At 68.6% G+C, this 26,921-nt stretch carries 23 protein-coding genes; 12 read left to right on the forward strand and 11 right to left on the reverse strand.

The annotated features are described in order from the left end of the window. Positions 1-9: 9 nt before the first annotated feature. Genes CLU95_RS02770 through scpA form a run of 4 tightly spaced genes read right to left on the reverse strand, consistent with a single transcriptional unit; the run spans position 10 to position 5,315 of the window. Positions 10-1,554 carry an acyl-CoA carboxylase subunit beta gene (locus CLU95_RS02770; protein ID WP_099790205.1) on the reverse strand — a complete coding sequence of 515 codons (1,545 nt, stop codon included), beginning with the start codon at positions 1,552-1,554 and terminating at the stop codon, positions 10-12. A 59-nt stretch (positions 1,555-1,613) separates the two neighbouring features. Continuing rightward, positions 1,614-2,663, reverse strand: a complete 1,050-nt coding sequence (gene meaB / locus CLU95_RS02775; protein WP_099790207.1) for a methylmalonyl Co-A mutase-associated GTPase MeaB — start codon at positions 2,661-2,663, stop codon at positions 1,614-1,616. Further along, positions 2,660-3,133 carry a GNAT family N-acetyltransferase gene (locus tag CLU95_RS02780; RefSeq protein ID WP_099790209.1) on the reverse strand — a complete coding sequence of 158 codons (474 nt, stop codon included), beginning with the start codon at positions 3,131-3,133 and terminating at the stop codon, positions 2,660-2,662. The genes meaB and CLU95_RS02780 overlap by 4 nt, the downstream gene beginning before the upstream one ends. A 16-nt stretch (positions 3,134-3,149) precedes the next feature. Continuing rightward, the gene (scpA, locus tag CLU95_RS02785) at positions 3,150-5,315 is read right to left on the reverse strand and encodes a methylmalonyl-CoA mutase (RefSeq protein ID WP_099790211.1); all 2,166 of its coding nucleotides are present in this window, start codon (positions 5,313-5,315) and stop codon (positions 3,150-3,152) included. Positions 5,316-5,446: 131 nt separating this feature from the next. On the opposite strand from scpA, the gene CLU95_RS02790 reads away from it, so the two are divergent. Continuing rightward, positions 5,447-6,094, forward strand: coding sequence for a GntR family transcriptional regulator (locus CLU95_RS02790; protein ID WP_099790213.1), 648 nt, complete (start codon positions 5,447-5,449; stop codon positions 6,092-6,094). Positions 6,095-6,262: 168 nt separating this feature from the next. On the opposite strand, the gene CLU95_RS02795 is transcribed toward CLU95_RS02790, so the two are convergent. From CLU95_RS02795 to CLU95_RS02810, 4 genes are all read right to left on the reverse strand, one after another. Then, positions 6,263-7,048: an IclR family transcriptional regulator gene (locus CLU95_RS02795; RefSeq protein WP_099790215.1), complete on the reverse strand. Its 786-nt coding sequence runs from the start codon at positions 7,046-7,048 to the stop codon at positions 6,263-6,265. 165 nt (positions 7,049-7,213) lie between these two features. Further along, a complete protein-coding gene (gene dusA, locus CLU95_RS02800) occupies positions 7,214-8,212 on the reverse strand; it encodes a tRNA dihydrouridine(20/20a) synthase DusA (RefSeq protein ID WP_099790217.1) in 999 nt (332 codons plus the stop codon). Between the two features lie 31 nt (positions 8,213-8,243). Then, positions 8,244-9,059 carry a helix-turn-helix transcriptional regulator gene (locus CLU95_RS02805; protein WP_099790219.1) on the reverse strand — a complete coding sequence of 272 codons (816 nt, stop codon included), beginning with the start codon at positions 9,057-9,059 and terminating at the stop codon, positions 8,244-8,246. Between the two features lie 46 nt (positions 9,060-9,105). Next, positions 9,106-9,903, reverse strand: a complete 798-nt coding sequence (locus CLU95_RS02810; protein ID WP_099790221.1) for an acetoacetate decarboxylase family protein — start codon at positions 9,901-9,903, stop codon at positions 9,106-9,108. Between the two features lie 236 nt (positions 9,904-10,139). On the opposite strand from CLU95_RS02810, the gene CLU95_RS02815 reads away from it, so the two are divergent. Beyond that, a complete protein-coding gene (locus CLU95_RS02815) occupies positions 10,140-10,523 on the forward strand; it encodes a response regulator (RefSeq protein ID WP_099790223.1) in 384 nt (127 codons plus the stop codon). Between the two features lie 4 nt (positions 10,524-10,527). Here the strand turns inward: CLU95_RS02815 and gabT are convergent, their stop codons facing one another. Genes gabT through CLU95_RS02830 form a run of 3 tightly spaced genes read right to left on the reverse strand, consistent with a single transcriptional unit; the run spans position 10,528 to position 14,059 of the window. After that, positions 10,528-11,817 (reverse strand): 4-aminobutyrate--2-oxoglutarate transaminase, encoded by a 1,290-nt coding sequence (gene gabT, locus CLU95_RS02820; RefSeq protein WP_099790225.1) that lies wholly within the window; start codon positions 11,815-11,817, stop codon positions 10,528-10,530. 35 nt (positions 11,818-11,852) lie between these two features. Beyond that, a complete protein-coding gene (locus tag CLU95_RS02825) occupies positions 11,853-13,091 on the reverse strand; it encodes a serine hydrolase domain-containing protein (protein WP_257214515.1) in 1,239 nt (412 codons plus the stop codon). Positions 13,092-13,105: 14 nt separating this feature from the next. Further along, a complete protein-coding gene (locus CLU95_RS02830) occupies positions 13,106-14,059 on the reverse strand; it encodes a GntR family transcriptional regulator (protein ID WP_099790229.1) in 954 nt (317 codons plus the stop codon). 164 nt (positions 14,060-14,223) lie between these two features. Here CLU95_RS02830 and CLU95_RS02835 point away from each other — a divergent pair, with 164 nt between their 5' ends. The 10 genes from CLU95_RS02835 (at position 14,224) to CLU95_RS02880 (ending at position 26,840) form a co-directional block, all read left to right on the forward strand. Next, positions 14,224-15,582, forward strand: a complete 1,359-nt coding sequence (locus CLU95_RS02835; RefSeq protein ID WP_257214516.1) for an aspartate aminotransferase family protein — start codon at positions 14,224-14,226, stop codon at positions 15,580-15,582. 49 nt (positions 15,583-15,631) lie between these two features. Beyond that, complete coding sequence (locus tag CLU95_RS02840) at positions 15,632-16,729, forward strand: C45 family autoproteolytic acyltransferase/hydolase (RefSeq protein WP_099790231.1); 1,098 nt, start codon at positions 15,632-15,634, stop codon at positions 16,727-16,729. 38 nt (positions 16,730-16,767) lie between these two features. Beyond that, the gene (locus tag CLU95_RS02845) at positions 16,768-18,372 is read left to right on the forward strand and encodes an ABC transporter substrate-binding protein (RefSeq protein WP_099790233.1); all 1,605 of its coding nucleotides are present in this window, start codon (positions 16,768-16,770) and stop codon (positions 18,370-18,372) included. Between the two features lie 15 nt (positions 18,373-18,387). Further along, positions 18,388-19,332 carry an ABC transporter permease gene (locus tag CLU95_RS02850; protein WP_099790235.1) on the forward strand — a complete coding sequence of 315 codons (945 nt, stop codon included), beginning with the start codon at positions 18,388-18,390 and terminating at the stop codon, positions 19,330-19,332. Then, on the forward strand, positions 19,329-20,144 hold the full coding sequence (locus CLU95_RS02855) for an ABC transporter permease (protein WP_099790237.1): 816 nt from the start codon (positions 19,329-19,331) through the stop codon (positions 20,142-20,144). Before CLU95_RS02850 ends, CLU95_RS02855 begins: the two co-directional genes overlap by 4 nt. After that, positions 20,141-21,802 (forward strand): ABC transporter ATP-binding protein, encoded by a 1,662-nt coding sequence (locus CLU95_RS02860; protein ID WP_099790239.1) that lies wholly within the window; start codon positions 20,141-20,143, stop codon positions 21,800-21,802. Before CLU95_RS02855 ends, CLU95_RS02860 begins: the two co-directional genes overlap by 4 nt. Continuing rightward, complete coding sequence (locus CLU95_RS02865; protein ID WP_257214517.1) at positions 21,799-22,788, forward strand: alpha/beta hydrolase fold domain-containing protein; 990 nt, start codon at positions 21,799-21,801, stop codon at positions 22,786-22,788. The genes CLU95_RS02860 and CLU95_RS02865 overlap by 4 nt, the downstream gene beginning before the upstream one ends. Positions 22,789-22,798: 10 nt before the next feature. Further along, positions 22,799-23,437, forward strand: coding sequence for an FMN-binding negative transcriptional regulator (locus CLU95_RS02870; protein ID WP_099790241.1), 639 nt, complete (start codon positions 22,799-22,801; stop codon positions 23,435-23,437). A 23-nt stretch (positions 23,438-23,460) separates the two neighbouring features. Beyond that, positions 23,461-25,194 (forward strand): hypothetical protein, encoded by a 1,734-nt coding sequence (locus CLU95_RS02875; protein WP_257214518.1) that lies wholly within the window; start codon positions 23,461-23,463, stop codon positions 25,192-25,194. Positions 25,195-25,634: 440 nt separating this feature from the next. After that, complete coding sequence (locus CLU95_RS02880) at positions 25,635-26,840, forward strand: NHL domain-containing protein (protein ID WP_143605929.1); 1,206 nt, start codon at positions 25,635-25,637, stop codon at positions 26,838-26,840. The last annotated feature ends 81 nt before the right edge of the window (positions 26,841-26,921 follow it).

A 26,921-nucleotide genomic window follows, 5' to 3' on the forward strand; every position in this document is an offset into this window, starting at 1 on the left:
CCGTGCGGCTCACAGGGGGATGTTGCCGTGCTTGCGCCACGGGTTCTCGAGCTTCTTCTCACGCAGCATCACGAGCGAGCGGCAGATGCGCTTGCGCGTCTCGTGCGGCAGGATCACGTCGTCGATGTAGCCGCGCGCGCTGGCCACGTACGGGTTCGCGAAGCGGGCCTTGTATTCGGCTTCGCGGGCCGCGAGCTTCTCGGGGTTGTTCTTGTCTTCGCGGAAGATGATTTCCACCGCGCCCTTGGCGCCCATCACCGCGATCTCGGCGCGCGGCCAGGCCAGGTTGACGTCGCCGCGCAGGTGCTTGGAGGCCATCACGTCGTACGCGCCGCCGTAGGCCTTGCGCGTGATGACGGTGATCTTCGGCACCGTGCACTCCGCATAGGCGTAGAGCAGCTTGGCGCCGTGCTTGATGATGCCGCCGTACTCCTGGCCGGTGCCGGGCATGAAGCCGGGCACGTCGACGAAGGTGATAACAGGGATGTTGAACGCATCGCAAAAACGCACGAAGCGCGCCGCCTTGATGCTGCTCTTGATGTCCAGGCAGCCCGCCAGCACCAGCGGCTGGTTGGCCACGATGCCGACCGTCTGGCCTTCCATGCGCGCAAAACCGATCACGATGTTCTTTGCGTAGTCGGGCTGCAGCTCGAAGAAGTCGCCGTCGTCCACCACCTTCAGGATCAGTTCCTTGATGTCGTAGGGCTTGTTCGGGTTGTCGGGCACCAGCGTGTCCAGCGAGTAGTCGGGCCGGTCGGCCGGATCGCCCTGGCCGTCGTTGCCCAAGCGCACCGGCGGCTTCTCGCGGTTGTTCAGCGGGAGGTAGTTGTACAGGCGGCGCAGCATCATCAGCGCCTCGACGTCGTTCTCGAACGCCATGTCGGCCACGCCGCTGCGCGTGGTGTGGGTGATGGCGCCGCCGAGTTCTTCGGCCGTCACGCTCTCGTGCGTCACGGTCTTCACCACCTCGGGGCCGGTGACGAACATGTAGCTGCTGTCCTTCACCATGAAGATGAAGTCGGTCATGGCGGGCGAGTACACGGCGCCGCCGGCGCACGGGCCCATGATCATGCTGATCTGCGGCACCACGCCCGAGGCCATCACGTTGCGCTGGAACACGTCGGCATAGCCGCCCAGCGACGCCACGCCTTCCTGGATGCGGGCGCCGCCCGAATCGTTCAGGCCGATGACCGGTGCGCCGACCTTCATGGCCTGGTCCATCACCTTGCAGATTTTTTCGGCGTGGGCTTCGCTGAGCGCGCCGCCGAAGACGGTGAAGTCCTGGCTGAACACGAACACGAGGCGGCCGTTGATCATGCCGTAGCCCGTGACCACGCCATCGCCGGGGATCTTCTGCTCGGCCATGCCGAAGTCGACCGAGCGGTGCTCGACGAACATGTCCCATTCTTCAAACGTGCCGTCGTCGAGCAGCAGCTCGATGCGCTCGCGCGCCGTGAGCTTGCCCTTGGCGTGCTGCGCGTCGATGCGCTTCTGCCCGCCGCCGAGTCGCGCCTGGGCGCGCTTCTTTTCGAGTTGTTCGATCAGTTCTTGCATGGTGTGCTTCCGAAGCTGTGGTTCTGGATTGCTGGGAGAGTCTTGTGGGGGCCGAGGTGTCACACCCGGGCGGTGATGGCGGCCGCGGCGAGCAGCTGGCGCGCCGCCGTCGAGGCCGGCAGGCTGCCTTGCGCCACCTGCTGCGTGAGCTGCGGCAGCAGCTCGCGCACCTGCGCGTGGTGGCGAAACGCCTGCTTGAGCCCGGCGTCGATGCGTTCCCACATCCACGCGGTCGCCTGTTTTTCGCGGCGCTTCGCGAGCTTGCCGTTGGCGGTCTGCAGTGTCTTGAATTCGAGCACGGCGTCCCAGAAGGCGTCGACGCCGGTGCCGGCGAGTGCGCTCAGCTGCAGCACCTTGGGCAGCCAGAAGCGCCGCTCCACGCCGCTGTGCGCGTCGTGCACCGCGTGCGCATGGTCGGGGTTGCCCTGGTGGCCGAAGAGGCGCAGCGCCGAGGTGATCTGGGCCTGTGCGCGCGTGGCGGCGTCGCGGTCGATGTCGGCCTTGTTGATGGCGACCAGGTCGGCCAGCTCCATCACGCCCTTCTTGATCGCCTGCAGGTCGTCGCCCGCGTTGGGCAGTTGCAGCAGCACGAACATGTCGGTCATGCCGGCCACTGCGGTTTCGCTCTGGCCCACGCCCACGGTCTCGACGATGACGATGTCGTAGCCCGCGGCCTCGCAGACCAGCATGGCCTCGCGCGTTTTTTCGGCCACGCCGCCGAGCGTGCCGCTCGACGGGCTGGGCCGGATGTACGCGCGCTCGTGCACCGACAGGCGCTCCATGCGCGTCTTGTCGCCGAGGATGGAGCCGCCCGACACGGTGGACGACGGGTCGATGGTGAGCACGGCCACGCGGTGGCCCTTGCCGATCAGCAGCAGGCCGAGTGTTTCGATGAAGGTCGACTTGCCCACGCCGGGCACGCCCGAGATGCCCAGGCGGAACGACTGGCCGGTGCGCGGCAGCAGCGCCGTGAGCAGCTCGTCGGCCTGCGCGCGGTGGTCGGTGCGCGTCGACTCGAGCAGCGTGATCGCCTTGGCGATGGCACGCCGCTGCACCATGCCGTCGGTCGAGGCAATGGCGCGTTCGAGGGTCTGAACCGTGCCGCTCATCCGCAGGCCAGCTCCGTGCAGCGCCAGCGGTAATGCAGGTCGACGCCCTCTTCGCCCTCGAGCACGAAGCCGTGGCGCAGGTAGAAGCGGTTGGCGTCGCTCTGCACGAGCGCGGTGAGCTTGATGTCGCGGCGCTGTTCGCGCGCCTGGGCCTGCGCCCAGTCGATCACCCACTCGCCGATGCCCAGGCCCTGGAAGCCGGTGCGCAGGTAGAGGTGATCGAGCCGCAGCGCATCAGCCCCTTCGGGCTTGAGCGTGACGAAGCCCACGCGCTGGCTGCCGTCGAGCACGATGTGGTGCATGAAGGGCACCACGAAACCCGCGCTCAGGCGTTCGCGCGAACGCGCGGCATCGAAACGGCCGACACGCTCCAGGCTCGGGCGCATCGCATCGATGCGCAGGGCCAGCATGTCCTCGAAGTCATTGGAGTCCACCGGCTGCAGGGACAGCCGTGGCAGAAGATCGCCCACGATGTACCTCGACCGATCAGGCGGCGACGGCCGCGCGGATCTGCTCCAGCACGTCCTTGGCGCTGGCCGGGATGGGCGTGCCCGGGCCGTAGATGCCCTTGACGCCGGCTTCATAGAGGAAGTCGTAGTCCTGGCGCGGAATCACGCCGCCGACGAAGACGATGATGTCGTCCGCGCCCTGCTTGCGCAGCTCTTCGATGATGGCCGGCACAAGCGTCTTATGGCCGGCGGCGAGCGTGCTCACGCCCACGGCATGCACGTCGTTCTCGATGGCCTGGCGTGCGCACTCTTCGGGCGTCTGGAACAGCGGGCCCATGTCGACGTCGAAGCCCAGGTCGGCGAACGCCGTGGCCACGACCTTCGCACCCCGGTCATGCCCGTCCTGGCCCAGCTTGGAAATCATCACGCGCGGACGGCGGCCTTGCGCCTCGGCAAAGTCGTTGATCTCGGTCTTGAGCGCTTCCCAGCCTTCGGCCGAGTCATAGGCGGCAGCGTACACACCGGTCACCTTTTGCGTGTCGGCGCGATGGCGGCCGAAGGATTTTTCGAGGGCGTCGGAAATCTCGCCGACGGTGGCGCGCGCACGCACCGCGTCGATGCTCAGCGCCAGCAGGTTGCCGGTGTTGCTTTCGGCGGCTTCGGTGAGCGCGTCGAGCGCGGCCTGCACCTTGGCGTTGTCGCGCGAGGCGCGGATGCTCTGCAGGCGCGCCACCTGCTGGTCGCGCACCTTCACGTTGTCGATCGACAGGCTGTCGATCGCGTCTTCGGTCTTGAGCTTGTACTTGTTGACGCCGACGATCACGTCCTTGCCCGAGTCGATGCGCGCCTGCTTCTCGGCGGCGGCGGCTTCGATCTTGAGCTTGGCCCAGCCGCTGTCGACGGCCTTGGTCATGCCGCCCATGGCCTCGACCTCTTCGATGATGGTCCAGGCGGCGTCGGCCATGTCCTGCGTGAGCTTTTCCATCATGTAGCTGCCGGCCCAGGGGTCGATCACGTTCGTGATGTGCGTCTCTTCCTGGATGATGAGCTGCGTGTTGCGTGCGATGCGCGAGCTGAACTCGGTGGGCAGCGCAATGGCTTCGTCGAGCGCGTTGGTGTGCAGCGACTGCGTGCCGCCGAACACCGCGGCCATCGCCTCGATGGTGGTGCGCACCACGTTGTTGTACGGGTCCTGCTCGGTGAGCGACCAACCCGAGGTCTGGCAGTGCGTGCGCAGCATCAGGCTCTTGGGGTTCTTGGGGTTGAACTCCTTCATGATGCGGCACCACAGCAGACGCGCCGCGCGCATCTTGGCCACTTCAAGATAGAAGTTCATGCCGATGGCCCAGAAGAAGCTCAGGCGCCCGGCAAAGCCGTCGACGTCCAGGCCCTTGGCCAGTGCGGTCTTCACGTATTCCTTGCCGTCGGCCAGCGTGAACGCGAGCTCCAGCGCCTGGTTGGCGCCGGCTTCCTGCATGTGATAGCCGCTGATCGAGATCGAGTTGAACTTCGGCATCTTCTGCGCCGTGTACTCGATGATGTCGCCAATGATCCGCATGCTCGGCGCCGGCGGAAAGATGTACGTGTTGCGGACCATGAACTCCTTGAGGATGTCGTTCTGGATGGTTCCGCTCAGCTGGTCTTGCGCCACGCCCTGCTCTTCGGCCGCGACCACGTAGCCCGCCAGCACCGGCAGCACGGCGCCGTTCATCGTCATCGACACGGAGACCTTGTCGAGCGGGATCTGGTCGAACAGGATCTTCATGTCTTCCACCGAATCGATCGCCACGCCGGCCTTGCCGACGTCGCCGGTCACGCGCGGGTGGTCGCTGTCGTAGCCGCGGTGCGTGGCCAGGTCGAAGGCCACGCTCACGCCTTGGCCGCCGGCGGCCAGCGCCTTGCGATAGAACGCGTTCGATTCTTCAGCCGTCGAGAAGCCCGCGTACTGGCGGATGGTCCACGGACGCACCGCGTACATCGTGGCCTGCGGGCCGCGCAGGTAGGGCTCGAAGCCGGGCAGCGTGTCGGTGTACTTCAGGCCTTGCAGGTCGGCCGCGGTGTACAGCGGCTTCACGCTGATGCCGTCGGGCGTGACCCAGTTCAGCGTATTCACGTCGCCGCCGGGCGCCGACTTGGCGGCGGACTTGGCCCAGGCGTCGAGGTCGGCCGGCTTGTAGGTGGGTTCGGGTGTGCTGCTGCTCATGGAAGGCGCCGCTCCAGGCGGTGGTCTGACGGGATTCGCAAGGTCGCTTGCACGGATTTGCAAGCCGTTCACAAGTCTAACCCATCTGTAATTATTAATTCAAACGCATTTTTTGAAGTACAGTGCAGCCCATGTCCGCCGTCACCCTGACCCCCCGCGCCCTCTATGAAGAGGTGGCCGAGCTCCTGCGCCAACGGATCTTCCGCCGCGAGCTGGAGCCCGGCAGCTGGATCGACGAACTCAAGCTGGCCGAGGAATACGGCATCAGCCGCACGCCCCTGCGCGAGGCGCTGAAAGTGCTGGCCGCCGAAGGGCTGGTGACGATGAAGGTGCGCCGCGGCGCCTACGTCACCGAGGTGTCGGAACAAGATCTGGCCGATGTGTACCACCTGCTCTCCCTGCTCGAGAGCGACGCCGCCGGCGTGGTGGCCGAGCGCGCCACCAACGACCAGCGCGCCGAGCTGAAGGCGCTGCACGCCGAGCTGGAGGCCGCCGCCGCCCCCGGCAAGGAAGACCGCGAGCACTTCTTTGCGGTGAACGAGCGCTTCCACATGAGCCTGCTGGCCATTGCCAACAACAAGTGGCGCGACCAGATGGTGGCCGACCTGCGCAAGGTGATGAAGTTGAATCGCCACAACTCGCTGCTGAAGGCGGGGCGCATTGCCGAATCGCTGGCGGAGCACCGCGCGGTGATGGCCGCCATCGAGGCGCGCGACGCCGCCACGGCCATGGCGCGCATGCGCGAGCACTTCCTCAACGGCCTGGAAGCCGCAGTCTGAGTTCACCCCCAGGCTGCGCGCACTTCGTGTCGTGCACTGAGCTCTCCCCCAAGCTGCGCGCACTTCGTGTCGCTTCGCCAACCCCCTTCCGGGGGCGACGCCTGCGGCCCGGCAGAGCCGGTTCCGCGGCGTCTCGCGAAGGGGCCTCCGCCTTTGGCGCGGCCTCGTTCAGTCCAGCGTTAGGGTGCCGGCCTCTGTGGCGATGCGGTGGGCTATTTCCAGCATGCGGGGCGCGACGCGGCTCAGCATGGTCTCCCTCGGCAGCAGGTACGCGGGGCCGCCGCAGCTCACGCCGTAGCGTTCGCCGCGCGGGCCTGCGAGCGCAAAGCCCAGGGCGTGGATCTGGGGGTTCCATTCGCCGAACGAGGTGCAGTAGCCCAGGCGGGCGTACTCTTCCAGGCTGGCGATGAGGCGCGGTTCGATGGCGTGCCAGTTCTCGCCGGTTTCGAGCCGGATCTGCTCCAGCAGCGCCGACTGCTCGGCGGCGGGCAAGGCGCCGATGTAGGCACGGCCGGAGGCCGAGGTGGCGATCGACATGCGCGAGCCGACGTCGATGCGGGAGCTGATGAGCGCCGAGCGCGGTCGCAGCGAATCGATGACCAGCATGTCGAGGTCGTCGCGCACCGCCATGTGGATGCTGGCACCCGACAACTCGGCCAGGTTGCCGAGATGGGGACGCGCCAGTGATCTCAGGTCGAAATTGCGCAGGTAACGGCTGCTCATGTCGAGCAGCACCGGCCCCAGGCTGAAGCGCTCGCTGTCCTGCGACTGCCGCAGAAACCCCGCGCCCACCAACGTCGCCGTGAGGCGTGACACCGTGGCCTTCGGAATGCCGGTGGTGTCGGCCAGTTCCCGGTTTCCGACGGGTGCCGCCGACATCCCGATGACCTTCAGCAGCGACAACCCCCTGGCAAGCGCACTGACTTCTTCCTTGCCACCCACAGCTTCACTCATAAGACAGAACCTTTTTCTTGTTTCCCTGACCGCCTTATTCTTGAGCAAAAACAGGTGATTCGCTCACACTTGTTGTTGCATTGTCATGAAACTGTGTTCCATCGTGCGTCAACTTCGGTCAATTGTGTTGACTGTCTACAAAGTCGGTGGCGGCGGCGAAGGAAATCAGGCAGCCTGGGCGGCGACGGGTTCGTGCGCCAGCGCCATCACTTCGTGCGGCGGGCGGGTCTTCAGGCGGTGGTCGCTCCAGACCTGACGCCAGCGGCGGGCGCCGGGCAGGCCGTTGCGCAGGCCCAGCATGTGGCGTGCGATCGACCACCAGTTCGTGCCGTGTTCGGTCGCCTCGCGGACCATGTAGTCGCACATCTGCGCCTCGATGTCTTCGCGCGTGAGCGTCTGCGGGGCCTCGCCGTAGAACTCGGCGTCCCACTCGGCCAGCCACCAGGGGTTGTGGTACGCCTCGCGGCCGATCATGGCGCCGTCGAGCAGCCGCAGGTGCTCGTGCACCTGGGCGTTGGTGGCGATGCCGCCGTTGATCGAAAACTGCAGCGCCGGAAAATCGTGCTTCAGCCGGTGCACCAGCGCATAGCGCAGCGGCGGAATCTCGCGGTTCTGCTTCGGGCTCAGGCCCTGCAGCCAGGCGTTGCGCGCATGCACGATGAAAGTGCCGCAGCCCGCCTCGCTCACCGCGCCGACAAAGTCGCGCACGAACTCGTAGCTCTCGATCTTGTCGATGCCGATGCGGTGCTTCACCGTGACCGGCACATCGACCACATCGACCATCGCCTTCACGCAATCGGCCACCAGCTGCGGCTCGTTCATGAGGCAGGCCCCGAAAGCGCCGCGCTGCACGCGCTCGCTCGGGCAGCCGCAGTTCAGGTTGATCTCGTCGTAGCCCCACTCTTCGCCGAGCTTTGCGCAATGCGCCAGGTCGTTCGGCTCGCTGCCGCCGAGCTGCAGCGCCACAGGGTGTTCTTCGGCATGAAAGCGCAGGTGGCGCGGCACGTCGCCGTGGATCAGCGCGCCGGTGGTCACCATCTCCGTGTAGAGCAGCGCGTGGCGCGTCATGAGGCGGTGGAAGACGCGACAGTGCCTGTCGGTCCAATCCATCATGGGCGCGACGGAGATGATTTTTTCTTTCAGATTCAAGGACTTGTCGTTCATACGCGGGGCGCTCGCTCGGGGGCGTAGTTTCTCACGCGACGGTTTTTGGCGAGTCGCCCGCCCGGTAGTTCCCCGGCGTCACACCGAAGCAGCGGCGGAACCAGCGCGAGAAATGCGCCTGGTCGGCAAAGCCGCATTGCGCCGCGACCTCGGCGGGCCCGTGGCCTTCGCGCAGCAGCACCTTGGCGCGGGCGATGCGCGCCAGGCGCGCGTACTGCGCCGGCGCCATGCCGACCGCCGCGCGGAACAGGCGATGGAAATGCTCGCGCGACACGCCGAGCCGTTCGGCCAGCGACGCGGGTTCGATGCGGCAGGCGTCTTCGGTCGCGAGCAGGTCGCACACGGCCTCGACGCGCGCATCGCCCGCGGCGCGCGCGACCGCCACGAGCGGGTCGGTCGTCTGCATACGGAAGAGATGGTCGAGCAGCCCGCCGACCCGCGCGCCGTCGGCCGCTGACGCCGCTTGCGCGAGCGCATCGACGGTCGCCTCGTCGCGCCAGACATCCTGCCGCAGCGACCCGCGCCGGTCCACCGGCCAGTCCATCCGCGCCGCCACCCAGGCGTGCGGTACATACAGCATCACCATGCGAAAGCCCTGGGCGCTCACGCCGGCCGTGTGCAGCGCGAACGGCGGCATCAGCACCAGCGCGCCCGCCTGTGCCGAGCGCGGCGCGCCCGCGCAGACGAACTCGCAGCGGCCTTCGAGGATCGCGCCCACGCTCCACTCCGCATGCCAGTGCAGCGCGAAGTGCGCCTTGGGATCGCCCGCGAACATCACCTCGACCGGCGTGCCGTCGTCCAGCGGCAGGCCGATCACGTGCGAGGTCGTCGGGGCGGGAAACGTCATGGCCCGCCGAGCGTAGCGCAGCCGCCCGCGGGAGGCAGGGCGCTCCTCACACCGCGATCGCGCCGCGCACCGTGAGGCCCATCCAGCCCGCGCTGGCCTGCGTCGCCTGCACGGGGCCGAGCAGCGCGAGTTCCTCGACAGGGTGCTCGTGGAAACGCAGCGTGGCCTCGCCCTGCACCCAGCCCGTTTCGACACGGTCGATGATGTCGGCACGCAGGTAGCGCGGCACCGCCTCGCTGCCTGCTTGGGTCAGGTCGGGCCAGCCGATGGCGCCGATGGTGGGCGCGGCCAGGAAGCCGAGCGGCCCGCTCGCCTCGCCCGACAGCGTGACCGTGGCATCCACCAGCCGCCGCTCCTTCACGCTGAGGCTCGCGCCGAGCCGGCTGCCGGCCGCCACGGGTGCGGCGGCCGGATGGATCAGCGGCAGGCTGCGCGTGAGCCAGGTCTGGCCGATCTTCTTGGGCCAGCCCTGCAGCCAGCCGCGCAGCATCGAGATGTCCTGGTCGACGTAGATGAGCGGACAGTAGAAGCAGCGGCGCGAGGTGTCGCCGCGCGCCGGTTCAATCTCGAGCACCACGATGGTCTCGCGGTACTGCGCATACACCGGGTCGAGCATTTCGCGCCCGTCGTCGCCGCACGATTGCCAGTCGGCGAAATGCACGCAGCCGTTGCCCGTGGCCACGCCGACGTCCGCCGGCACCAGCGCCGCGCCGCGTGCGGCATCGAAAGAAAAACCCACATTCACCAGCCATCCGGCGTAGTGCCACGGCGGCGCCTGCACGAGCGCACTGCGGCCCGAAGCGGTGAAGGGGGGAGCGAAAGAAGACCAAGAAGAAGGCGACATCGAACAACCTGTCGTGACGGAGTCAAAGAAGCCCCGCACGATAGGCACGCCCCGCGCCTGCGTCTTGTACGCCAGTGATGCAATGCACAAACAGCCGTTTCGCGTGCGCAAGGGACGCCATGTGGCGGCGTTGTCCGACTCCGCCGCGCCCTCCCCTCGTGACAATGGACCGGCCCGGCAGCCCCGCGCCACAAGCGCAGACACGCCGTTGCATTTCATTTCCAGACTCCGCACCGATGACCCGCATCTACCTCATAGAAGACAACCCCCTGATCGCCACCACCCTGACCGATGGACTGAGGGAATTCTCCGGATGCGAAGTCGTTGCCACTGCCAGCACCTGCGATGAAGCGATCGACTGGCTCGACGCGAACCCCGACGCGTGGGACGCCGCCGTGATCGACGTGTTCCTCGCACAAGGCAACGGCCTGACGATTGCGAACCACCTGCGGGAGCGCAAGTCACCCGTGCAGCGCACCGTGGTGTTCATGAACCACGCGACCTCCGAGGTGCGCGAAGGCGCGCTGTCGGCGGGCGTCGATGCGGTGTTCGACAAGTCGCTGCAGCTCGAAGACTTCTACGACTTCTGCCGCACGCTCGGCATCCAGACGCGCCGCTGAACGTTCAGACGTTGGCCGCGCGAATCGATTCGGCCAGCAGGCCCAGCCCTTCTTCAAAAACCGCCTCGGGAATGGTGAGCGGGAACAGGAAGCGCACCACGTTGCCATGCACGCCGCAGGTCAGCAGCAGCAGGCCGCGCTCGAGCCCGGCCGCATGCACGCGCTTCGTGAACTCGGCATCGGGCTCGCCGCTGTGCGGATCGCGAAACTCCACCGCCACCATCGCGCCCAGGCCACGCACGTCGCAGATGCGCGGCACCTCGGTGCGCAGTGCCGCGAGGCACGCCGTCAGCCGCTCGCCGAGCATGCGGGCGCGTGCGACCAGCCCTTCGTCCTCGATCACGCGCATCGTCTCCAGCGCCGCCGCCACCGCCAACGGGTTGCCCGCGTAGGTGCCGCCGAGGCTGCCGACGCGCGTGGCGTCCATGAGTTCGGCGCGCCCCGTGAGCGCAGACAGCGGAAAGCCGCCGGCCAGGCTCTTGGCCGTCGTCACCAGGTCGGCCTCGATGCCGTAGTGCTCCAGCGCAAAGAGCTTGCCGGTGCGCCCGAAGCCGGTCTGGATTTCGTCGACGACCAGCAGGATGCCGTGCCGGTCGCACTCCGCGCGCAGGTGTTCCATGAGTGCGGGCGGCGCCACGTAGAAACCGCCCTCGCCCTGCACCAGCTCGATGACGATCGCCGCCACGCGCTGCGGATCGACGTCGGTCTTGAACAACCGGTCGAGCGCCGCGATGCTGTCGTCCACCGTCACGCCCAGCGGCGCAGCCGGAAACGGCACGTGCCACACGTCGCCCGGCATCGGGCCGAAGCCCGCCTTGTACGGCGCGACCTTGCCGGTGAGCGCCATGCCCATGAAGGTGCGCCCGTGGAACGCACCCGAGAACGCCACCACGCCGCTGCGGCCGGTGGCGGCGCGCGCCACTTTCATCGCGTTCTCGATGGCCTCGGCGCCGGTCGTGAAGAGCGCGCTCTTCTTCGCGCTGGGGCCGGGCACCACGCGGTTCAGCTGCTCGCACAGCGCCACGTATTCCTCATACGGCGTGACGTGGAAGCAGGTGTGGTGAAAGTCGTCGAGCTGCGCGCGCACGGCCGCCACGATGCGGGGGTGGCGGTGACCGGTGGCGAGCGTGGCGATGCCGCTGGCAAAGTCGACAAAGCGCCGGCCTTCCACGTCCCACAGCTCGGCGTTGTCGGCGCGGGCGGTGAAGTGCGGCGTGAGCGTGCCGATGCCCTGCGCGCAGGCGGCGTTCTTGCGGGCCTGCAGGCTCGCATTGGTCGTGACTTGGGTGAGCATGAAGAAAGAGAAAGGAAGAAAGGGAAGAAAGGAAATCAGCCGCGCATCAGGTGCTCGGCCAGCGCGCGAAAGGCGTGCATCGAGGTCGGCAGGTGCGCGTTGGCAGCGAGCGGGTGCGAGGCAAAACGCGCCACCACCATCTCCGCCTCGGGGTCGATGTGCAGCGCCTGGCCGTGGATGCCTTGCGCGGTGAAGGTGCGACGCGCGTCGTGCGCCACCCACCACATGTTTCTGTAGCTCCAGCCGGCCAGCCGCGTGTAGCCCGCGAGCGCAAAGCGCGCCGGATCGGCGCCGCGGCGGATGTCGGCCACCACGGCCTCGGGCACGATCTGCGAGCCGTTGAAGGCGCCGCCGAGCCGCATCATTTCGCCCAACCGCGCCAGGTCGCGCAAGCCGGTGCACAGGCCGCCGCCCGCGAACTCGGCGCCCTGCCCGTCCACGACAAAGGCTGCGTCCTGTTCGGCGCCCAGGCGCGACCAGATGCGCTCGCCCAGCACCTGCGCCAGCGGCTGGCCCGCCACGCGGCTGATGAGCCAGCCCAACACGTCGGTGTTGACGGTGCGGTAGGCAAAGGCTTCGCCGTGCGTGCCCTGCCCCTGCACGGTCTGCAGAAACTGGCGGTAGCCCTCGGCGCCCGCGTAGCCCGCGGGGCGCGGCAGCAACTGACCGGCGCGCGCGTGCTTCCACACGCCGGCGTCGGGGTCGGCGTAGTCCTCCGAGTAGTCGATGCCCGTCGTCATGTCCATCACCTGGCGCACGGTGGCGTGGCCGAAGGCGCTCGTCGCCAGCTCGGGGATGTAGTGCCGCACCTCGGCGTTTTCGTCGAGCAACCCCTCGGCCGCGAGCATCGCGCCGACCGTGCCGACGACCGACTTGGTGACCGACATCGCCATGTGCTGCCCGTGTTCGTCGAGCGCGCCGAAGTAGCGCTCGTACACGATGCGCCCGCGGTGCAGCACCACCGCGCCGTCGGCGCAGATCGTTGTGAGCGCGCTGCGCCAGTCGGTGCGCGAACCATCGGCGGGCAAGGTGAAGGCCAGCGTGTCGAGCTCGGGCCGCTCGGCGCGCGGCAGCACCGACACCGGGCCGGTGCCGCGCGACACGTTGCGCGTCGGCTGCAGCTCGCGCAGGTGCGAAAAGGCCCAGCGGTTCTCGGGGGCCTGGAAGATCGGGCGTTCGCGCGGGCGTTGCACCGCCGTGCCGGCCGTGGGAAAACCATCGCGCCAGCCGTCGGCCAGCGCGGCGTTGGGAGCCGTCGTTTCTTGGGGGGTCATAAGGGTGCGGTGGCTCATTCGCCGAGCGCATCCAGGTCGCCCATCACGCGGCGCTCCAGGATGTCGCTGGCACGGCTCAGGTGGGCGTGCATGTGCTTGGCGGCGACTTCGAGCTTGTTCTCTTCGACCGCGTCGAGGATCTGCAGGTGCTCGCGGCACGACTTGCGCAGCAGGTCGATGTTCACGAGCGGGTAGTCCGACAGATCGGAGATGCGGCGCAGCCGGTTCTGCTGCTTCACCGCATCGAGGATGAAGCGGTTGCCCGAGGCGCTGGCCAGCAGCTCGTGGAACTGCGCGTTTGCCTCGAAGAATTCCATCCACGAATGGCGCGAGGCGTGCGTGAGCAAGGTCTGCTGTTGTTCGCGGCAGGCCAGCAGCCGCTCATGCTCGACCTTGAAGCCGGGCTCGCGCAGCGACGCGCATTCGACCACCAGCCGAAAGCGGTAGCTCTCGCGCTCGCTCTCGACCGAGTCGAGGGTTTCGGTGAACTCCCAGCGCTGGTAGTGGCGACCGCGCAGCACGCCGTCCTGCAGCAGCGTGGTCATCACGTTGCGCAGCAGCGGGCGCGGCACGCCGTAGGTCTGGGCCAGCTCGAGTTCGTTGACGCGCGTCGGCAGCTTGCCCGCGAGGCGGTCGCGCAGCACGCGGTAGTAGAGCGTCTTCTCCTCGTCTTCCGGCATCTCGCGGCGCGCACGGTCGAGCGCCTCGCGGTCGGCTACGAGCGTGTAGCCGCGGTTGGGCACATGCGCCAGCAGCGCACGCTCGTGCAAGAGGCGCAGCGCGGCGCGCACCGGCGTGCGCGAAATGCCGAGCCGGCCGGCGAGGTCGGTCTCGGTCATGTGGCGACCGTTCTCGTAGCCGCCGGCCAAAGCCTGGTCGAGGATGTAGCGGCTCACACGCTGGGTGAGCGGCGGGACCGACTTGTTGTCCATCTGCGTCTGCATCGGGATCTGCTGCTGCGGGGCCATCCATGGGTCTCCGGAAACACGGGCTGGGTGCCGATCATCGCGGGTTCTTTGTATTTTTGGCCCTAAAAAACCATGTACATCTCACGCCAAAAATACAATTTGAATTCCAAGATCGGCCCCACGCCGACCCGGACGACGGGTCGTTTCCCAAGGAGAAAAACACCGTGGCTTCCGCCGATACCCTGACAACGCCACCCGGTTCGCTCGACGCGTTCTGGATGCCCTTCACGCCCAACCGCAAGTTCAAGCAAGCGCCGCGCCTCATCGTCGGCAGCGAGGGCCTGTACTACGACCTGGCCGACGGCCGCCGCGTGCTCGACGCCATCGCCGGCCTGTGGTGCGTGAACGCCGGGCACCGCAACCCGCGGGTCAGCGCGGCGATGAAGGCGCAGATCGACGTGCTCGACTACGCCTCCAATTTCCAGATCGGCCACCCCGCCGCCTTCACGCTGGCGCAGCGCCTCACGCAGATGGCGCCGGCCGGCATGGAGCACGTGTTCTTCACCAACTCGGGTTCGGAGTCGGTCGACACCGCGCTGAAGATCGCCGTGGCCTACCACCGGGCGCGCGGCGACGCGGGCCGCTACCGGCTCATCGGCCGCGAACGCTCGTACCACGGCGTGGGCTTCGGCGGCATCTCGGTGGGCGGCATCGGGCGCCAGCGCAGCACCTTCGGGCCGCTGCTCAACGGCGTGGACCACCTGCCGCACACGCTCGACCTGGCGCGCAACGCCTTCTCGCGCGGCGAGCCGGAGCACGGCATCGACAAGGCCGACGCGCTCGAGGCGCTGGTCTCGCTGCACGACGCCTCGACCATCGCCGCCGTGATCGTCGAGCCCGTGGCCGGCTCCACCGGCGTGCTGCCGCCGCCGCGCGGCTACCTGAAGCGCCTGCGCGAAATTTGCGACAAGCACGGCATCCTGCTGATCTTCGACGAGGTCATCACCGGCTTCGGGCGCGTGGGCAGCAACTTCGCGTCCGACCTGTTCGGCGTGACGCCCGACCTCATCACCACCGCCAAGGGCCTGACCAACGGCGCCGTGCCGATGGGCGCGGTGCTCATGCGCGGTGCGGTGCACGACGCCTTCATGCAGGGCAGCGTGAGCGCGGTCGAGCTCTCGCACGGCTACACCTACTCGGGCCATCCGCTGGCCTGCGCCGCCGCCCTGGCCACGCTCGACGCCTACACCGAAGACGGCCTCATCGCCCGCGCCGCCGAGCTGTCGCCCTACTTCGAAGACGGCCTGCACAGCCTGCGCGGCCTGCCGGGCGTGATCGACGTGCGCAACGTCGGCCTGCTGGCCGGCGTCGAGCTGCAGGGCTGGGCCTCGGGCCCCGGCACGCATGCGCAGGCGGTGGCGCAACATTGCCTGGACGAAAGCGGCGTGCTGGTGCGTTCGGTGGGCGACACCATCGCGCTGTCGCCGCCGTTCACGCTGGAGCGCCGGCACATCGACCAGATCATCGACAGCCTGCGCGCCGCCATCGCGCAGACCGCACAAGCCACCGACACGGCAGCCTGAGCCCCCTCACGCCGCACCGACAAGACAAGCCCCGGAGACAAGACACACCATGGACATCGAATCGTTCCCCCTCTACGACATCGAAGGCGACGCACAGCAGCGCGGGCGCCAGTACGGCCGCGCCGCCGGCGACCGCATCGACCTGAGCCTGCGCACCTACCGCGCTGCCTTCGAGCGCGTGGGCCTGAGCTGGGAGCGCACACGCGTGCTGGCACGCCGCTTCATGCCGATGGTCGAGGCCTTCGACGCCGGCATGCTGCGCGAGATCGAGGGCGTGGCCGAAGGCGCGGGCGTGCCGGCCGAAGACATCGTGGCGCTCAACGCGCGCAGCGAAATGCTCTACGCCTTCCAGCAGCTCGAAGCCACCGAGCCGCCCGACGGCTGCACCGGCGTGGTCGTCATGCCTTCGGCCGCGCGCGACGGCAAGCTCATCCACGCGCAGAACTGGGACTGGCGCGTCGAGAGCCTCGAACTCGGCGTGGTGCTGCGCATCCAGCCGGACGAAGGCCCGGCCATGCTCACCTTCGCCGAGGCCGGCACGCTGGCGCGCGCGGGGCTCAACAGCGCGGGCATCGCCGTCACCGGCAACTTCATCAAGGCCGACAACGACGGCAAGCAGCAAGGCGTGCCGCTGGCGCTGATCCGCCGCGGCATCCTGCAGTCGACGCTGTACGCCAACGCGCTGGGCGTGGTATGCCGCAGCGCGCGCTCGATCTCCAACAACATGATCATCACGCACGCCGAGGGCGAGGCCGTGAGCCTGGAGACCTGTCCCGAGCAGGTGTTCTGGCAGCAGCCAGAAGGCGGCATCCTGGTGCACGCCAACCACTTCAAGACCCCGGCGGCACTGGCGCGCGTGGTCGACCGCAGCCTGGAGACCACGCCCGATTCGCTCTACCGCGACCGCCGCGTGACCGAGGCGCTGCACAACAAGCGCGCAGTGGGCCTGCTCACCGAGCAGGACGTGCTCGACGCATTGCAAGACCGCTTCGGCGCACCGCGCGCCGTGTGCCGCAGCCCGAGCGCGGGCCCCGGCGGTGCCTCGTCGGCCACCGTGGCGACCATCGTCATGGACCCGGCGGCACGAAAGATGCGCATCGCGCCGGCGCCCTTCAAGGCGCACCGCTTCACCGAGTATTCCCTCTGATCCGCCCGCCCCGCCCAGCCATCGCCAGGAGTGTTGCCATGAACCTGCCCACGCCCCCGTCCCTCCCTCCCGCTGCGCGCGCCGCTGCCGCACTGGCCCTCGGCCTCGGCCTCGCTGCCAGCGCGGCCTTCGCCCAAGCGCCCGTCGGCGCCGGCCAGACGATGCGGATCCAGATCAACTCCGACATCCGCTCCACCGACCCCGGCGGCAACCGCGACGACAACACCGACAACGTGCTCACCCACGTGGTCGAAGGCCTGGTCGCGCTGCGCGAGGACACCTCGGTCGGCCCGATGCTCGCGAGCAAGGTCGACACCTCGGCCGACGGCCTGACCTACACCTTCACCCTGCGCGACGGCGTGAAGTTCCAGAACGGCGCGGTGCTCACCGCCGACGACGTGGTGTGGAGCTGGCAGCGCTACCTCAAGCCCACCAGCGGCTGGCGCTGCCTGCCCGAGTTCGACGGCAAGGGCATGACCAAGGTGCTCGCGGTGGAAGCGCCCACGCCGAAGACCGTGGTGTTCAAGATCGAGCGCCCGAGCGCGCTGTTTCTCACGATGATGGCGCGCCCCGACTGCGGCGGCGCCGCCATCGTGCACCGCAGCTCGCTCGGCGCCGACGGCCAGTGGAAGGAGCCCGTGGGCACCGGCCCCTACAAGATCAAGGAGTGGAAGCGCGGCCAGTACATCGAGCTCACGCGCTTCGACGGCTACAGCGCGCGCCCCGAAGCCCGCGACGGCCTCACCGGCGGCAAGAAGGCCGAGATCGAAAACCTGCGCTTCGTCGTCATTCCCGACTCGGCCGCGGCCAAGGCGGCGCTGTACAGCGGCGGCATCGACGCCTTCATCAGTCCCAGCCCCGCCGACGTCGTCGAGATGCGCGGGCGCAGCGACGTGCGCGTCGACACCACGCCGGTGATGACCATGGTGGCGCTGCTGCTGCAGACCACCGACCCGCTGCTGAAAGACGTGCGCATCCGCCGCGCCCTGGCACTGGCGCTCGACACGCCCGAGATCGCCAAGTCGGTCACCGAGGGCCTGTCGGCCGTCAACAACTCGGTCGTGCCCTCGTCCAGCCCGTTCTACAGCGCCGTGCAGGCCGGCGGCTACAAGCGCGACATCACCGGTGCCAAGAAGCTGCTGGCCGAAGCCGGCTACCGCGGCCAGCCGATCAAGCTCGTGGCCAACAAGCGCTACGAGGCGCTGTACTCGGCCGCCGTGCTGGTGCAGGCCATGGCCTCCGAGGCCGGCATCAACGTCGAACTCGAAGTGCTCGACTGGGCCACGCAGCTCGACCGCTACACCAAGGGCCAGTACCAGAGCATGGCCTTCATCTACTCGGCGCGCATCGACCCTTCGCTCAACTACGAGATGGTGTCCGGTGACAAGGCCGCGCAGCCGCGCAAGGTGTGGGACAACGCCGCCGCGCAGACCCGGCTCACCGAGAGCATGGTCTCGCGCGACAAGGCGCGCCGCCAGGTGCTGTTCGACGAACTGCACAAGCAGATGCTGCAGGACGTGCCGATGGTCGTGCTCTTCAACGCCAGCGACGCCACCGCCATGCGCAAGAGCGTGACCGGCTTCAAGGGCTGGGCGCCAGCCAAGCCCCGGTTCTGGAACGTCCGGCTCGACGCGCGCGGCTGACGGGGCGCCGCCGCCATGCTTGCCTACCTCTTGCGCCGGATCGCCATGACGGTCCCGACGCTGCTGCTGGTGTCGATTGCCGTCTTCACGCTCATGCGGCTGATTCCGGGCGACCCGGTGCAGCTCATGCTCGGCGAAGGCGCCGACCCCGCGCAGCTCGAACTCGCCCGCCAGCAGATGGGGCTGGACCAGCCCCTGGTCACCCAGTACTTCGTGTGGCTGCGCCACGCGCTCACGGGCGACCTGGGCGTGTCGACCACCAACGGCCTGGCCGTGCTGCCGCTGATCTGGGAGCGCTTTCACGTGAGCGCCGTGATCGTGCTCACCGCCGTGGCGCTGGCCTCGCTGATCGCCGTGCCCGCCGGCCTCATCGCCGCCTGGCGCAAGGACCGGCCGACCGACCTCGCCATCATCGGCGCGGCCACGCTGATGCTGTCGGTGCCGAGCTTCTGGCTCGGCCTGCTGCTGTTGATGTTCTTCGGCCAGTACCTGCACTGGCTGCCGGTGGTGGGCTACGTGCCGATGTCGGAAGACTTCTCGCAGGGCCTGCTTTACGTGATCCTGCCGATCGTCACGCTGGTGCTGGTCGAGACCGGCGTGCTCACGCGCATGTCGCGCGCCAGCACCATCGAAGTGCTGCGGCTCGAATACGTGACGCACGCACGCGCCAAGGGCGTGCCCGAGTCGCAGGTGCTGCGCCGCCACGTGCTGCCCAACGCCTTCAACCCCACGCTCACCATGATCGGCCTCATCCTGGGTCATCTGCTGAGCGGCATCGCGGTGCTCGAAACGGTGTTCACCCTGCCCGGCCTGGGCCGCCTGATGATCGATTCGATCTTCGCGCGCGACTACCCGGTGCTGCAGGGCTGCCTGCTGTTCACGGCCTGCATCTACGTGGTCATCAACCTGATCGTGGACATGTGCTATCCCCTCTTCGATCCCCGGGTGTCGGTGCAGTGAAAAAGCTCAAGACCCATACCCTCGTGGGCGGCGTGCTCATCGGCGTGCTGCTGGTGCTGGCCGTGGTGGCCGCGCTGTGGACACCCTACAACCCGCTGGGCATCGACCTGCGCGGCAAGCTGCAGCCGCCGTCGATGGCGCACTGGCTGGGCACCGACGAGTTCGGGCGCGACGTGGCCAGCCGCGCCATGCGCGCGGCCTCCACCAGCTGCCTCATCGCGCTGCTCACGGTGGCGCTGGCCACCGCCATCGGGCTCGTGATCGGCGTGGTCGCCGGCTTCGTGCGCGGCTGGACCGACCGCGTGCTCATGGCCTTCAACGACACGCTGCTGGCCTTTCCGGGCCTGCTGCTGGCGCTGGGCGTGATGGTGATCGTGGGCGCCAACCAGTGGGGCATCGTGCTCGCGCTGAGCATGGCCTACGCGCCCTCGGTGGTGCGCGTGGTGCGCGGCACTGTGCTGTCGCTGCGCGAGCGCGAATACGTCGAGGCCTCGCGCATGATCGGCAACGGCGAGATCTACACCATGTGGCGCCACATCCTGCCCAACTGCGTGGCGCCCGTCGCCGTGCTGGCCACCAGCATGTTCGGCTGGGTGCTGCTGTCGGAAAGCGCCCTGAGCTTCCTCGGCCTGGGCGTGCCGCCGCCCGCGCCCACCTGGGGCAACATGCTCTCCAGCGCCCGCCCCTACATGGCCTCGGCCGTGTGGCTGTGCCTGGTGCCGGGCCTGTGCATCGCGCTCACGCTGCTGGGCATCAACCTCTTGGGCGAATCGCTGCGCGACCGGCTCGATCCGCGCACGGAGAAGTCATGACCCATTCACCCTCTTCCACAGCGCCCGTGCTTTCCGTGCGGCATCTGAAGATCGACCTGCACGGCGGCGCCCAGACGCTGGTGCACGACCTCTCGTTCGACGTGCGCCCCGGCGAGTTCCTTGCCGTGGTCGGCGAATCGGGCAGCGGCAAGACCATGGCCGCGCGCGCCATCCTGCAGCTGCTGCCGCCCGGCATCGCGCAAAGCGGCGGGCAGATCGTGTTCGACGGCGAAGACCTGAGCACGCGTGATGTGAAAGCCATGCGCCCCATCCGCGGGCCCGGCATCGGCATGGTGTTCCAGGAGCCGATGGTCTCGCTCAACCCGGTGCACCGCATCGGCGAGCAGATGGCCGAAGGCCTGCGCATGCACACCAAGCTGTCGGCCACCGAGATTCGCGCGCGCTGCCTCGACATGCTGCGCCGCGTGCAGATCGCCGACCCCGAGCGCTGCATGCACGCCTACCCGCACGAATTTTCAGGCGGCATGCGCCAGCGCATCATGCTGGCCAGCGTGATGCTGCTCAAGCCGCGCCTGCTCATCGCCGACGAGCCGACCACCGCGCTCGACACGCTGAGCCAGCGCGAAGTGCTCGACCTCATGGTCGGCCTCGCGAAGGACCAGGGCACGGCCGTGCTGCTCATCACGCACAACCTCGGGCTGGTCGGGCGTTATGCGCAGCGCGCCATCGTGCTGGAAAAAGGCCGGATGGTGGAGACCGGCGACGTGCCCGCCATCCTCGTCGACCCGCAGCAGCCCTACACCCGCAAGCTGGTCGATGCCCTGCCGCGCCGCCAGGCCGCGAAGCCGGCCCCGGCCGCGCCGCAGCAGCCGCTGGTGCAGGTGCGCGGCCTGTGCGTGAGCTACCCCGGCCCGCGCGCGGGCTTCTTCAAGCGCCATGCGCCGGTGCAGATCATCGACCAGCTCGACCTGGACATCCACCCCGGCGAGATGGTCGCGCTGGTGGGCGGCAGCGGCTCGGGCAAGACCACGCTGGGCCGCGCCATCCTGCGGCTTGCGCCGTCGCATGCGGGACAAATCTTGTTTCGCGGCGACGACGTGCGCAGTGCCGACCGCGCCGCGCTGCACCGCTTCCGCCTCGCCTGCCAGCTCGTGTTTCAAGACCCGTTCTCGTCGCTCGACCCGCGCATGCGCGTGCAGGAGATCGTGGCCGAGCCGCTGCGCCACCTGCCCGCGCTCGATGCCGCCGCGCGCCTGAAGCGCGTGCACGAGACGCTCGACGAAGTGGGCCTGGACGGCCTGGGTGCGCGCTACCCGCACGAGCTCTCGGGCGGCCAGCGCCAGCGCGTGGCGATTGCGCGCGCGCTGGTGCGCCGGCCCGCCTTCGTGGTCGCCGACGAGCCCGTGTCCGCGCTCGACATGACCATCCAGGCGCAGGTGCTGCGGCTCTTTCAGAGCCTGCAGGCGCACCACGGCTTTGCGTGCCTGTTCATCAGCCATGACCTCGCGGCCGTCGAGCAGATCGCCGACCGCGTCGTCGTGATGGAGCGCGGCCGCATCGTCGAGCAAGGCCCGCGCGATGCCGTGTTCGACCAGCCGAGCCATGCGTACACGCGCGCACTGCTGGCGGCCACGCCACGGCCGCTCGCGTCGCTGGCCGAATCTGTCTCCCGCCCTTCCGAGAAAGTGTTTGCGTGACCGCCTCCTCCTTGCCCGCGACCTGGCTGAACCCCACCGCCCCGCCCCCGCTCGACCCGCAGATCGTCGAGTTCATGCGCCTCATGGCGGCCGAGGGCGGCCGCTACCCGAAGCGCCACACCATCCCGATCGCCGAAGGTCGCGCCAACGCCGAGAAGGTGCGCGCGCCGTGGACCGAAGGCGGCCCGACGATGGCACGCACCGTCGAACAGCAAGTGCCCACGCGCCACGGCAACGTGCGCATCCGCGTGCACTACCCCAAGACGCGCTCGCTGCAGGGCGCACTCGTCTACATCCACGGCGGCGGCTTCGTGCTGTTCAGCCTCGACACCCACGACCGCGTGATGCGCGAGTACGCGGGCCGCGCGGGCATCGCCGTCATCGGCATCGACTACACGCGGGCGCCCGAGGCGCAGTTTCCGCAGCCGCACGACGAATGCGTCGACGTGATGCGCTGGCTCGCGGTGAATGCGGGCGCGCTCGACATCGACCCTGCGCAGCTCTTCATCGGCGGCGACTCGGCGGGCGCCAACCTGTCGGTGGGCGCCTGCCTCGTGCTGCGCGACGCGGGCGAGGCGCTGCCGCTGGGCATGCTGCTGAACTACGGCGCCTACAGCACCGAGCTGTACCGCGAGTCGGTGGTGCGCTACGGCGCGGGCGAGTACGGCCTGTCGCTGCACATGATGGTGTGGTTCTACGGCCTGTACCTGCGCCGGCCCGAAGACGCTCGCGACCCGCGCCTGGCCAGCCTCACGGCCCGGCTCGAAGGCCTGCCGCCCGCGTGCCTGGCGATCACCGAGTGCGACCCGCTGCACGACGACAGCGTGCTCATGGCCGCGCGACTGCGCGAGGCCGGCGTGGCCGTGACCGATGTGCTCTACCCCGGCACCATCCACGGCTTTCTCGAAGCCGTGTCGATCGCCGACGTGGCGGGCCGCGCCTTCGACGACGCCGCCCGCTGGATGCACGCGCTGGCCGCGCGCTGAAGCCTTCGCCATGTACACGCCCAAGCCGTACATCGAGGACGACCTTGCGACGCTGCACGCCGGCATCCGCGCCTGGAGCTTCGGCACGCTCATCACCGTGGGATCGTCGGGCGCCAGCGCCACGCATCTTCCTTTCTTGCTTGATGCGCAGGACGACGGCCCCGGCCTGCTCACCACGCACCTGTCGAAGAAGAACCCGCAGTTCGACGAACTGCGCGCGGGCGCCGAAGTGCTCGCCATCTTCCAGGGGCCACACGCCTTCATCACGCCCAGCTGGTACGTGAAGCAGAGCACCTTCCCGACCTGGAACTACACCGCGATCCACGCGCGCGGCACGCCCCGCGTGATCGAGGACCGCATGGTCATCCACGCCGTGCTGCGCCGCACCGTCGCGCTGTACGACACGCCGCTGGGCGGCACCTGGGACTTCGACGCCATGCCCTTCGACTTCGTGGCGCCGCGCCTGGACATGATCGCGGCGGTCGAGATTCCGGTGCGCGTGCTCGAAGGCAAGTTCAAGCTCAACCAGGACCGCTCGGAAGACGACCGCAAGGGCGTGATCGCCGCGCTGGAACGGCTGGGCGATCCGCAGGGCGTGGCCGTCGCCGGACTCATGCGGCAGCAGATGGCGTTGACGGTGGCGGGCTGAATCGCGGCGGCACAATCGTCCGCGTGCCACGTCTCCTTCACCTTCTGACCGCCGGCCTCGCGCTCGCGTCCTCACTCGCTGTACCGGCCGCTCGGGCAGCCGACCCGGTCCTGCTCGTCACCTCGCCCGTCGCGCTGCAGGCCGCCGAGAAATCCGGCGCCGGCTTCGGCCGCTGGTTCGATGTGCCCATGGCTGCGAGCGGCATTGCCACCAACCAGGCACTTGCGCGCGCGCCGGCCTGGCAATCGATCGCCAATCCGCTGAAGGGCAGCCTCGCCGCCCTGCAGCGCCGCGACCCGCAAGCCGGCGTCGGCATTGCGCGCTACCCGCACCGGATCTTCGACGCGCGCTGGCTTGCCAGCCCCGATGCTTTCTTCGAGCTGGTCGGCGTGGCCAACCGCATGGACCGCCGCCCGTTCCAGCCCGGCGCCTGCGGCGAGACGCGGCTCGTGTACCGCCTGGCCTACCGCTCGGCCGCGATGCAGTCGCGCCTGCCGATGACCGTCGCCGTCGAGCTGCGCGGCGATGCGCCCGATGCCGACGGCAGCTGCGCCAGTGCCGCGCGGCGTTGGCAACCACCGCAGGCGTCGATGAAAGACGAAGCGCTCGGCCACTGGCTCGTGTCGGCCGACGGCCCGCTCGCGCCACCACGGCTCGCGCAGGCCCGCATCGCGCAGGTGACGACCAACCTTCAGAGCGTGCGCTGGCCCTCGGCCGTGCGACCCGACCTCGGCGGCCATGCCGAGTACCTGCTGCGCGCCTTCCGCTGGAACGCGGGCACGCAGCGCTTCGACGCAGGCCCGTTGGAGAACACGCCCGACGTCGCGAAGCTCAAAGCCGACGCGCCGCTGCGCAAGGCGCTGCTGCAATGGCTGCAGCAGCCCGACACGCTGCGCGCACTCGACAGCGCCACCGTGCGCATCCCCGATCGCTTTCTGGCGACCGAGTCTGTCTCCGTCGCGCCGCGCGGCCTCGAACGATTGGCGAACCGCCCCTTCGAACAGCTGTTCGCGCCCGGCGACTGGCAGCCCGTGCCCGGCAGCCGCACGCTGCAATCACCGCAGGCCGTGCTGCGCCGTCTCGACGACCTGAGCTGCGCCGGCTGCCACCAGAGCCGCGCCGTCGCGGGCTTTCACCTGCTGGGCCTGGACCGGCGCGGCGCCTCGCGCACCTTCACGACCGGCAACGCGCTCGCGCTGCCGCACTCGCCGCACCTGCAGGATGAACTGGCGCGGCGTGAACGCTATGTGAAGGCGGCGATGACGACGCCCGTGCCCGACCCGTTCCGCCCGCTGGCCGCGCCGGACGACGAGAGCGCGGCGCCCGAGAAAGCCACCGTCGGCGCGAGCTGCGAGCCCACGCGCATCACCGCATCCGCCGACCCGTGGCGCGACCGCGCGCAGAAGCTGCCGCGCACCGCTGCCACGACCTGCGAGGGCGCGGACTCGGTGTGCGAGAAAACCTCGGTCGGCTTCCCCGGCGGCATGTGCTCGGGCGCCTGCGATCCGAAGGACCCGAATGGGACTTGCGGCGGCATCGCCATCCTCAGCGACTTCAACCAGTGCCTCGCTGCCAAGCAACCCTTCGGCGATTGTTTGAGCAAGCACACGCGCCCCGGCAACCTGCGCAGCTGCTCGGCACAGAAGCCTTGTCGTGAGGACTACATCTGCGCGCAGGCGGAGGGCCAACCCGAAGGACGCGGGGCGTGCATTCCGCCGTACTTCCTGTTCCAGATGCGGGTGGACGGGCATTCGTGAAGGGGGCTCCCGTACGGCTCCCGAATGAATGACTCCCTCTCCCGCTTGCGGGAGAGCGTTGGGGTGAAGGTGAGCGGCGATGAAGGCCGCGCGATGTTGTCAGGCCCCCCTGGCTGGCGGACCAGGGAGCCATTGCTGGCGCCAGATGAGAGGGCCGACCGCGAAAAATACCAAGTTCTGGGGATATCGAAAGACACTCTTTTTAACAATGATTGACATTTGGAAACCCCCTGCAGACCCGTCGGCAGGGGGCTTCTTTTTGTTGAGTCATACAACCATAAAGAGGAGTCAAGATGCGTTTCAGTCAAGCGAGTTCGGTCGCGCGAATCGGCGCCGTGGCCGGTGCGGTCATGTTGGTGGCATCGTGCGGCGGGGGTGGAGGTGGTGGTACTTTTCTGCCGATGGTCGCACCGCCCCCTCCGGCGACAGTGCCGCCCGTCGTGAACCATTCCATCGGCGGCACGGTCACCGGCCTTGAAGGCCGCCTGGTGCTGCAAAACAATGCCGGCGACGACCTCCAGCTGTCGGCCGATGGCAAGTTCACCTTTGCAACGACCCTGGTCGAGGGCTCGGACTACAAGGTCAGCATCCGTACGCAACCCCTGTGGCAGTTCTGCACCGTCACCAAGGACACCGGCAAGGCTTCGGCCGACGTGAGCGACGTGACGGTGGCCTGCTCGGCCGCCGCCGCCAAGGTCGAGACGCTCGCCGGCGGCACCCCGGGCGCCGCCGACGGCAAGGGTACGGCCGCATCGTTCTTGCTGCCTTACGGCATCGCCCCCACCAAGGATGGTGGTCTGCTCATCGGTGACTGGGGAAACAATTTCGTGCGCAAGATTTCGCCCGAGGCCGACGTCATTACGATCGCCGGCGACGGCCCCAACCCACCGTTCGTAGACCTCGCCGGCCTCACCGTGGATGCGACCGACACCGCCTTCGTCGCGGACGCCCAAGGCCATCGAATCTTCAGGGTCACGCCGACGGGCGATGTGAGCCCGGTGGCGGGCAATGGCACGAACACCACGACCGATGGCAACGGAACCGCCGCCACCTTCAACACGCCCATCTCGGTGGCCGTGGATGCTGCCGGCAATCTGTACGTTCTGGAGTATGGCGGCGGCGTCGTTCGCAAGATTGACCCGGCGCTCAATGTCACCACGCTGGCCGGCAGCAGCCCGCGGGGCTTTGCCAACGGCACGAAAACCGCCGCGAAATTCGGGCGCGGCTACGGCATTGCCATCGATGCGTCAGGCAACCTCTACGTCGCCGACTCCGAGAACCATCGAATTCGCCAGATCACCCCCGCCGGGGTGGTCACGACATTTGCAGGGACGGGGACACCCGGCGCCACCGATGGCCCCAGGGACTCCGCGACCCTCTCCGATCCCCGCGGCGTGGCTGTCGATGCGGACGGCAATGTCTACGTGGCCGATTTCGGGAGCAGCCTGTTGCGCAAGATCACACCGGCAGGGGTGGTCTCCACGCTCGCCGGCAAAGAGGGTCGTACGGGTAGCCAAGACGGCATCGGCGATGCTGCCAGATTCAATCAGCCGCAAGGGCTCACGATCAATGCGGCGGGCACGCTGTATGTCGCCGACACCTTCGGCAATGTGATCCGCAAGGTCACGCCGGTTCGGGCGCCCTGAGGCGCGCTGCGGCGACGTGCGCCGAGCGCGTCGCCGCATCAGCCGCCGTCTGCGGCGGTGAGCGGCGATGGAGGCCGCGCG

The organism is Variovorax sp. 54, from assembly GCF_002754375.1.
Classification (GTDB): Bacteria; Pseudomonadota; Gammaproteobacteria; order Burkholderiales; family Burkholderiaceae_C; genus Variovorax.

What these genes read in the sequence shown, in the direction of transcription:
- CLU95_RS02770 (WP_099790205.1), bottom strand. Translation starts at nt 1,554, where the DNA reads ATGCAAGAACTGATCGAACAACTCGAAAAGAAGCGCGCCCAGGCGCGA.
- meaB (WP_099790207.1), bottom strand. Translation starts at nt 2,663, where the DNA reads ATGAGCGGCACGGTTCAGACCCTCGAACGCGCCATTGCCTCGACCGAC.
- scpA (WP_099790211.1), bottom strand. Translation starts at nt 5,315, where the DNA reads ATGAGCAGCAGCACACCCGAACCCACCTACAAGCCGGCCGACCTCGAC.
- CLU95_RS02790 (WP_099790213.1), top strand. Translation starts at nt 5,447, where the DNA reads ATGTCCGCCGTCACCCTGACCCCCCGCGCCCTCTATGAAGAGGTGGCC.
- CLU95_RS02795 (WP_099790215.1), bottom strand. Translation starts at nt 7,048, where the DNA reads ATGAGTGAAGCTGTGGGTGGCAAGGAAGAAGTCAGTGCGCTTGCCAGG.
- dusA (WP_099790217.1), bottom strand. Translation starts at nt 8,212, where the DNA reads ATGAACGACAAGTCCTTGAATCTGAAAGAAAAAATCATCTCCGTCGCG.
- CLU95_RS02805 (WP_099790219.1), bottom strand. Translation starts at nt 9,059, where the DNA reads ATGACGTTTCCCGCCCCGACGACCTCGCACGTGATCGGCCTGCCGCTG.
- CLU95_RS02810 (WP_099790221.1), bottom strand. Translation starts at nt 9,903, where the DNA reads ATGTCGCCTTCTTCTTGGTCTTCTTTCGCTCCCCCCTTCACCGCTTCG.
- CLU95_RS02815 (WP_099790223.1), top strand. Translation starts at nt 10,140, where the DNA reads ATGACCCGCATCTACCTCATAGAAGACAACCCCCTGATCGCCACCACC.
- gabT (WP_099790225.1), bottom strand. Translation starts at nt 11,817, where the DNA reads ATGCTCACCCAAGTCACGACCAATGCGAGCCTGCAGGCCCGCAAGAAC.
- CLU95_RS02825 (WP_257214515.1), bottom strand. Translation starts at nt 13,091, where the DNA reads ATGACCCCCCAAGAAACGACGGCTCCCAACGCCGCGCTGGCCGACGGC.
- CLU95_RS02830 (WP_099790229.1), bottom strand. Translation starts at nt 14,059, where the DNA reads ATGGCCCCGCAGCAGCAGATCCCGATGCAGACGCAGATGGACAACAAG.
- CLU95_RS02840 (WP_099790231.1), top strand. Translation starts at nt 15,632, where the DNA reads ATGGACATCGAATCGTTCCCCCTCTACGACATCGAAGGCGACGCACAG.
- CLU95_RS02845 (WP_099790233.1), top strand. Translation starts at nt 16,768, where the DNA reads ATGAACCTGCCCACGCCCCCGTCCCTCCCTCCCGCTGCGCGCGCCGCT.
- CLU95_RS02850 (WP_099790235.1), top strand. Translation starts at nt 18,388, where the DNA reads ATGCTTGCCTACCTCTTGCGCCGGATCGCCATGACGGTCCCGACGCTG.
- CLU95_RS02860 (WP_099790239.1), top strand. Translation starts at nt 20,141, where the DNA reads ATGACCCATTCACCCTCTTCCACAGCGCCCGTGCTTTCCGTGCGGCAT.
- CLU95_RS02870 (WP_099790241.1), top strand. Translation starts at nt 22,799, where the DNA reads ATGTACACGCCCAAGCCGTACATCGAGGACGACCTTGCGACGCTGCAC.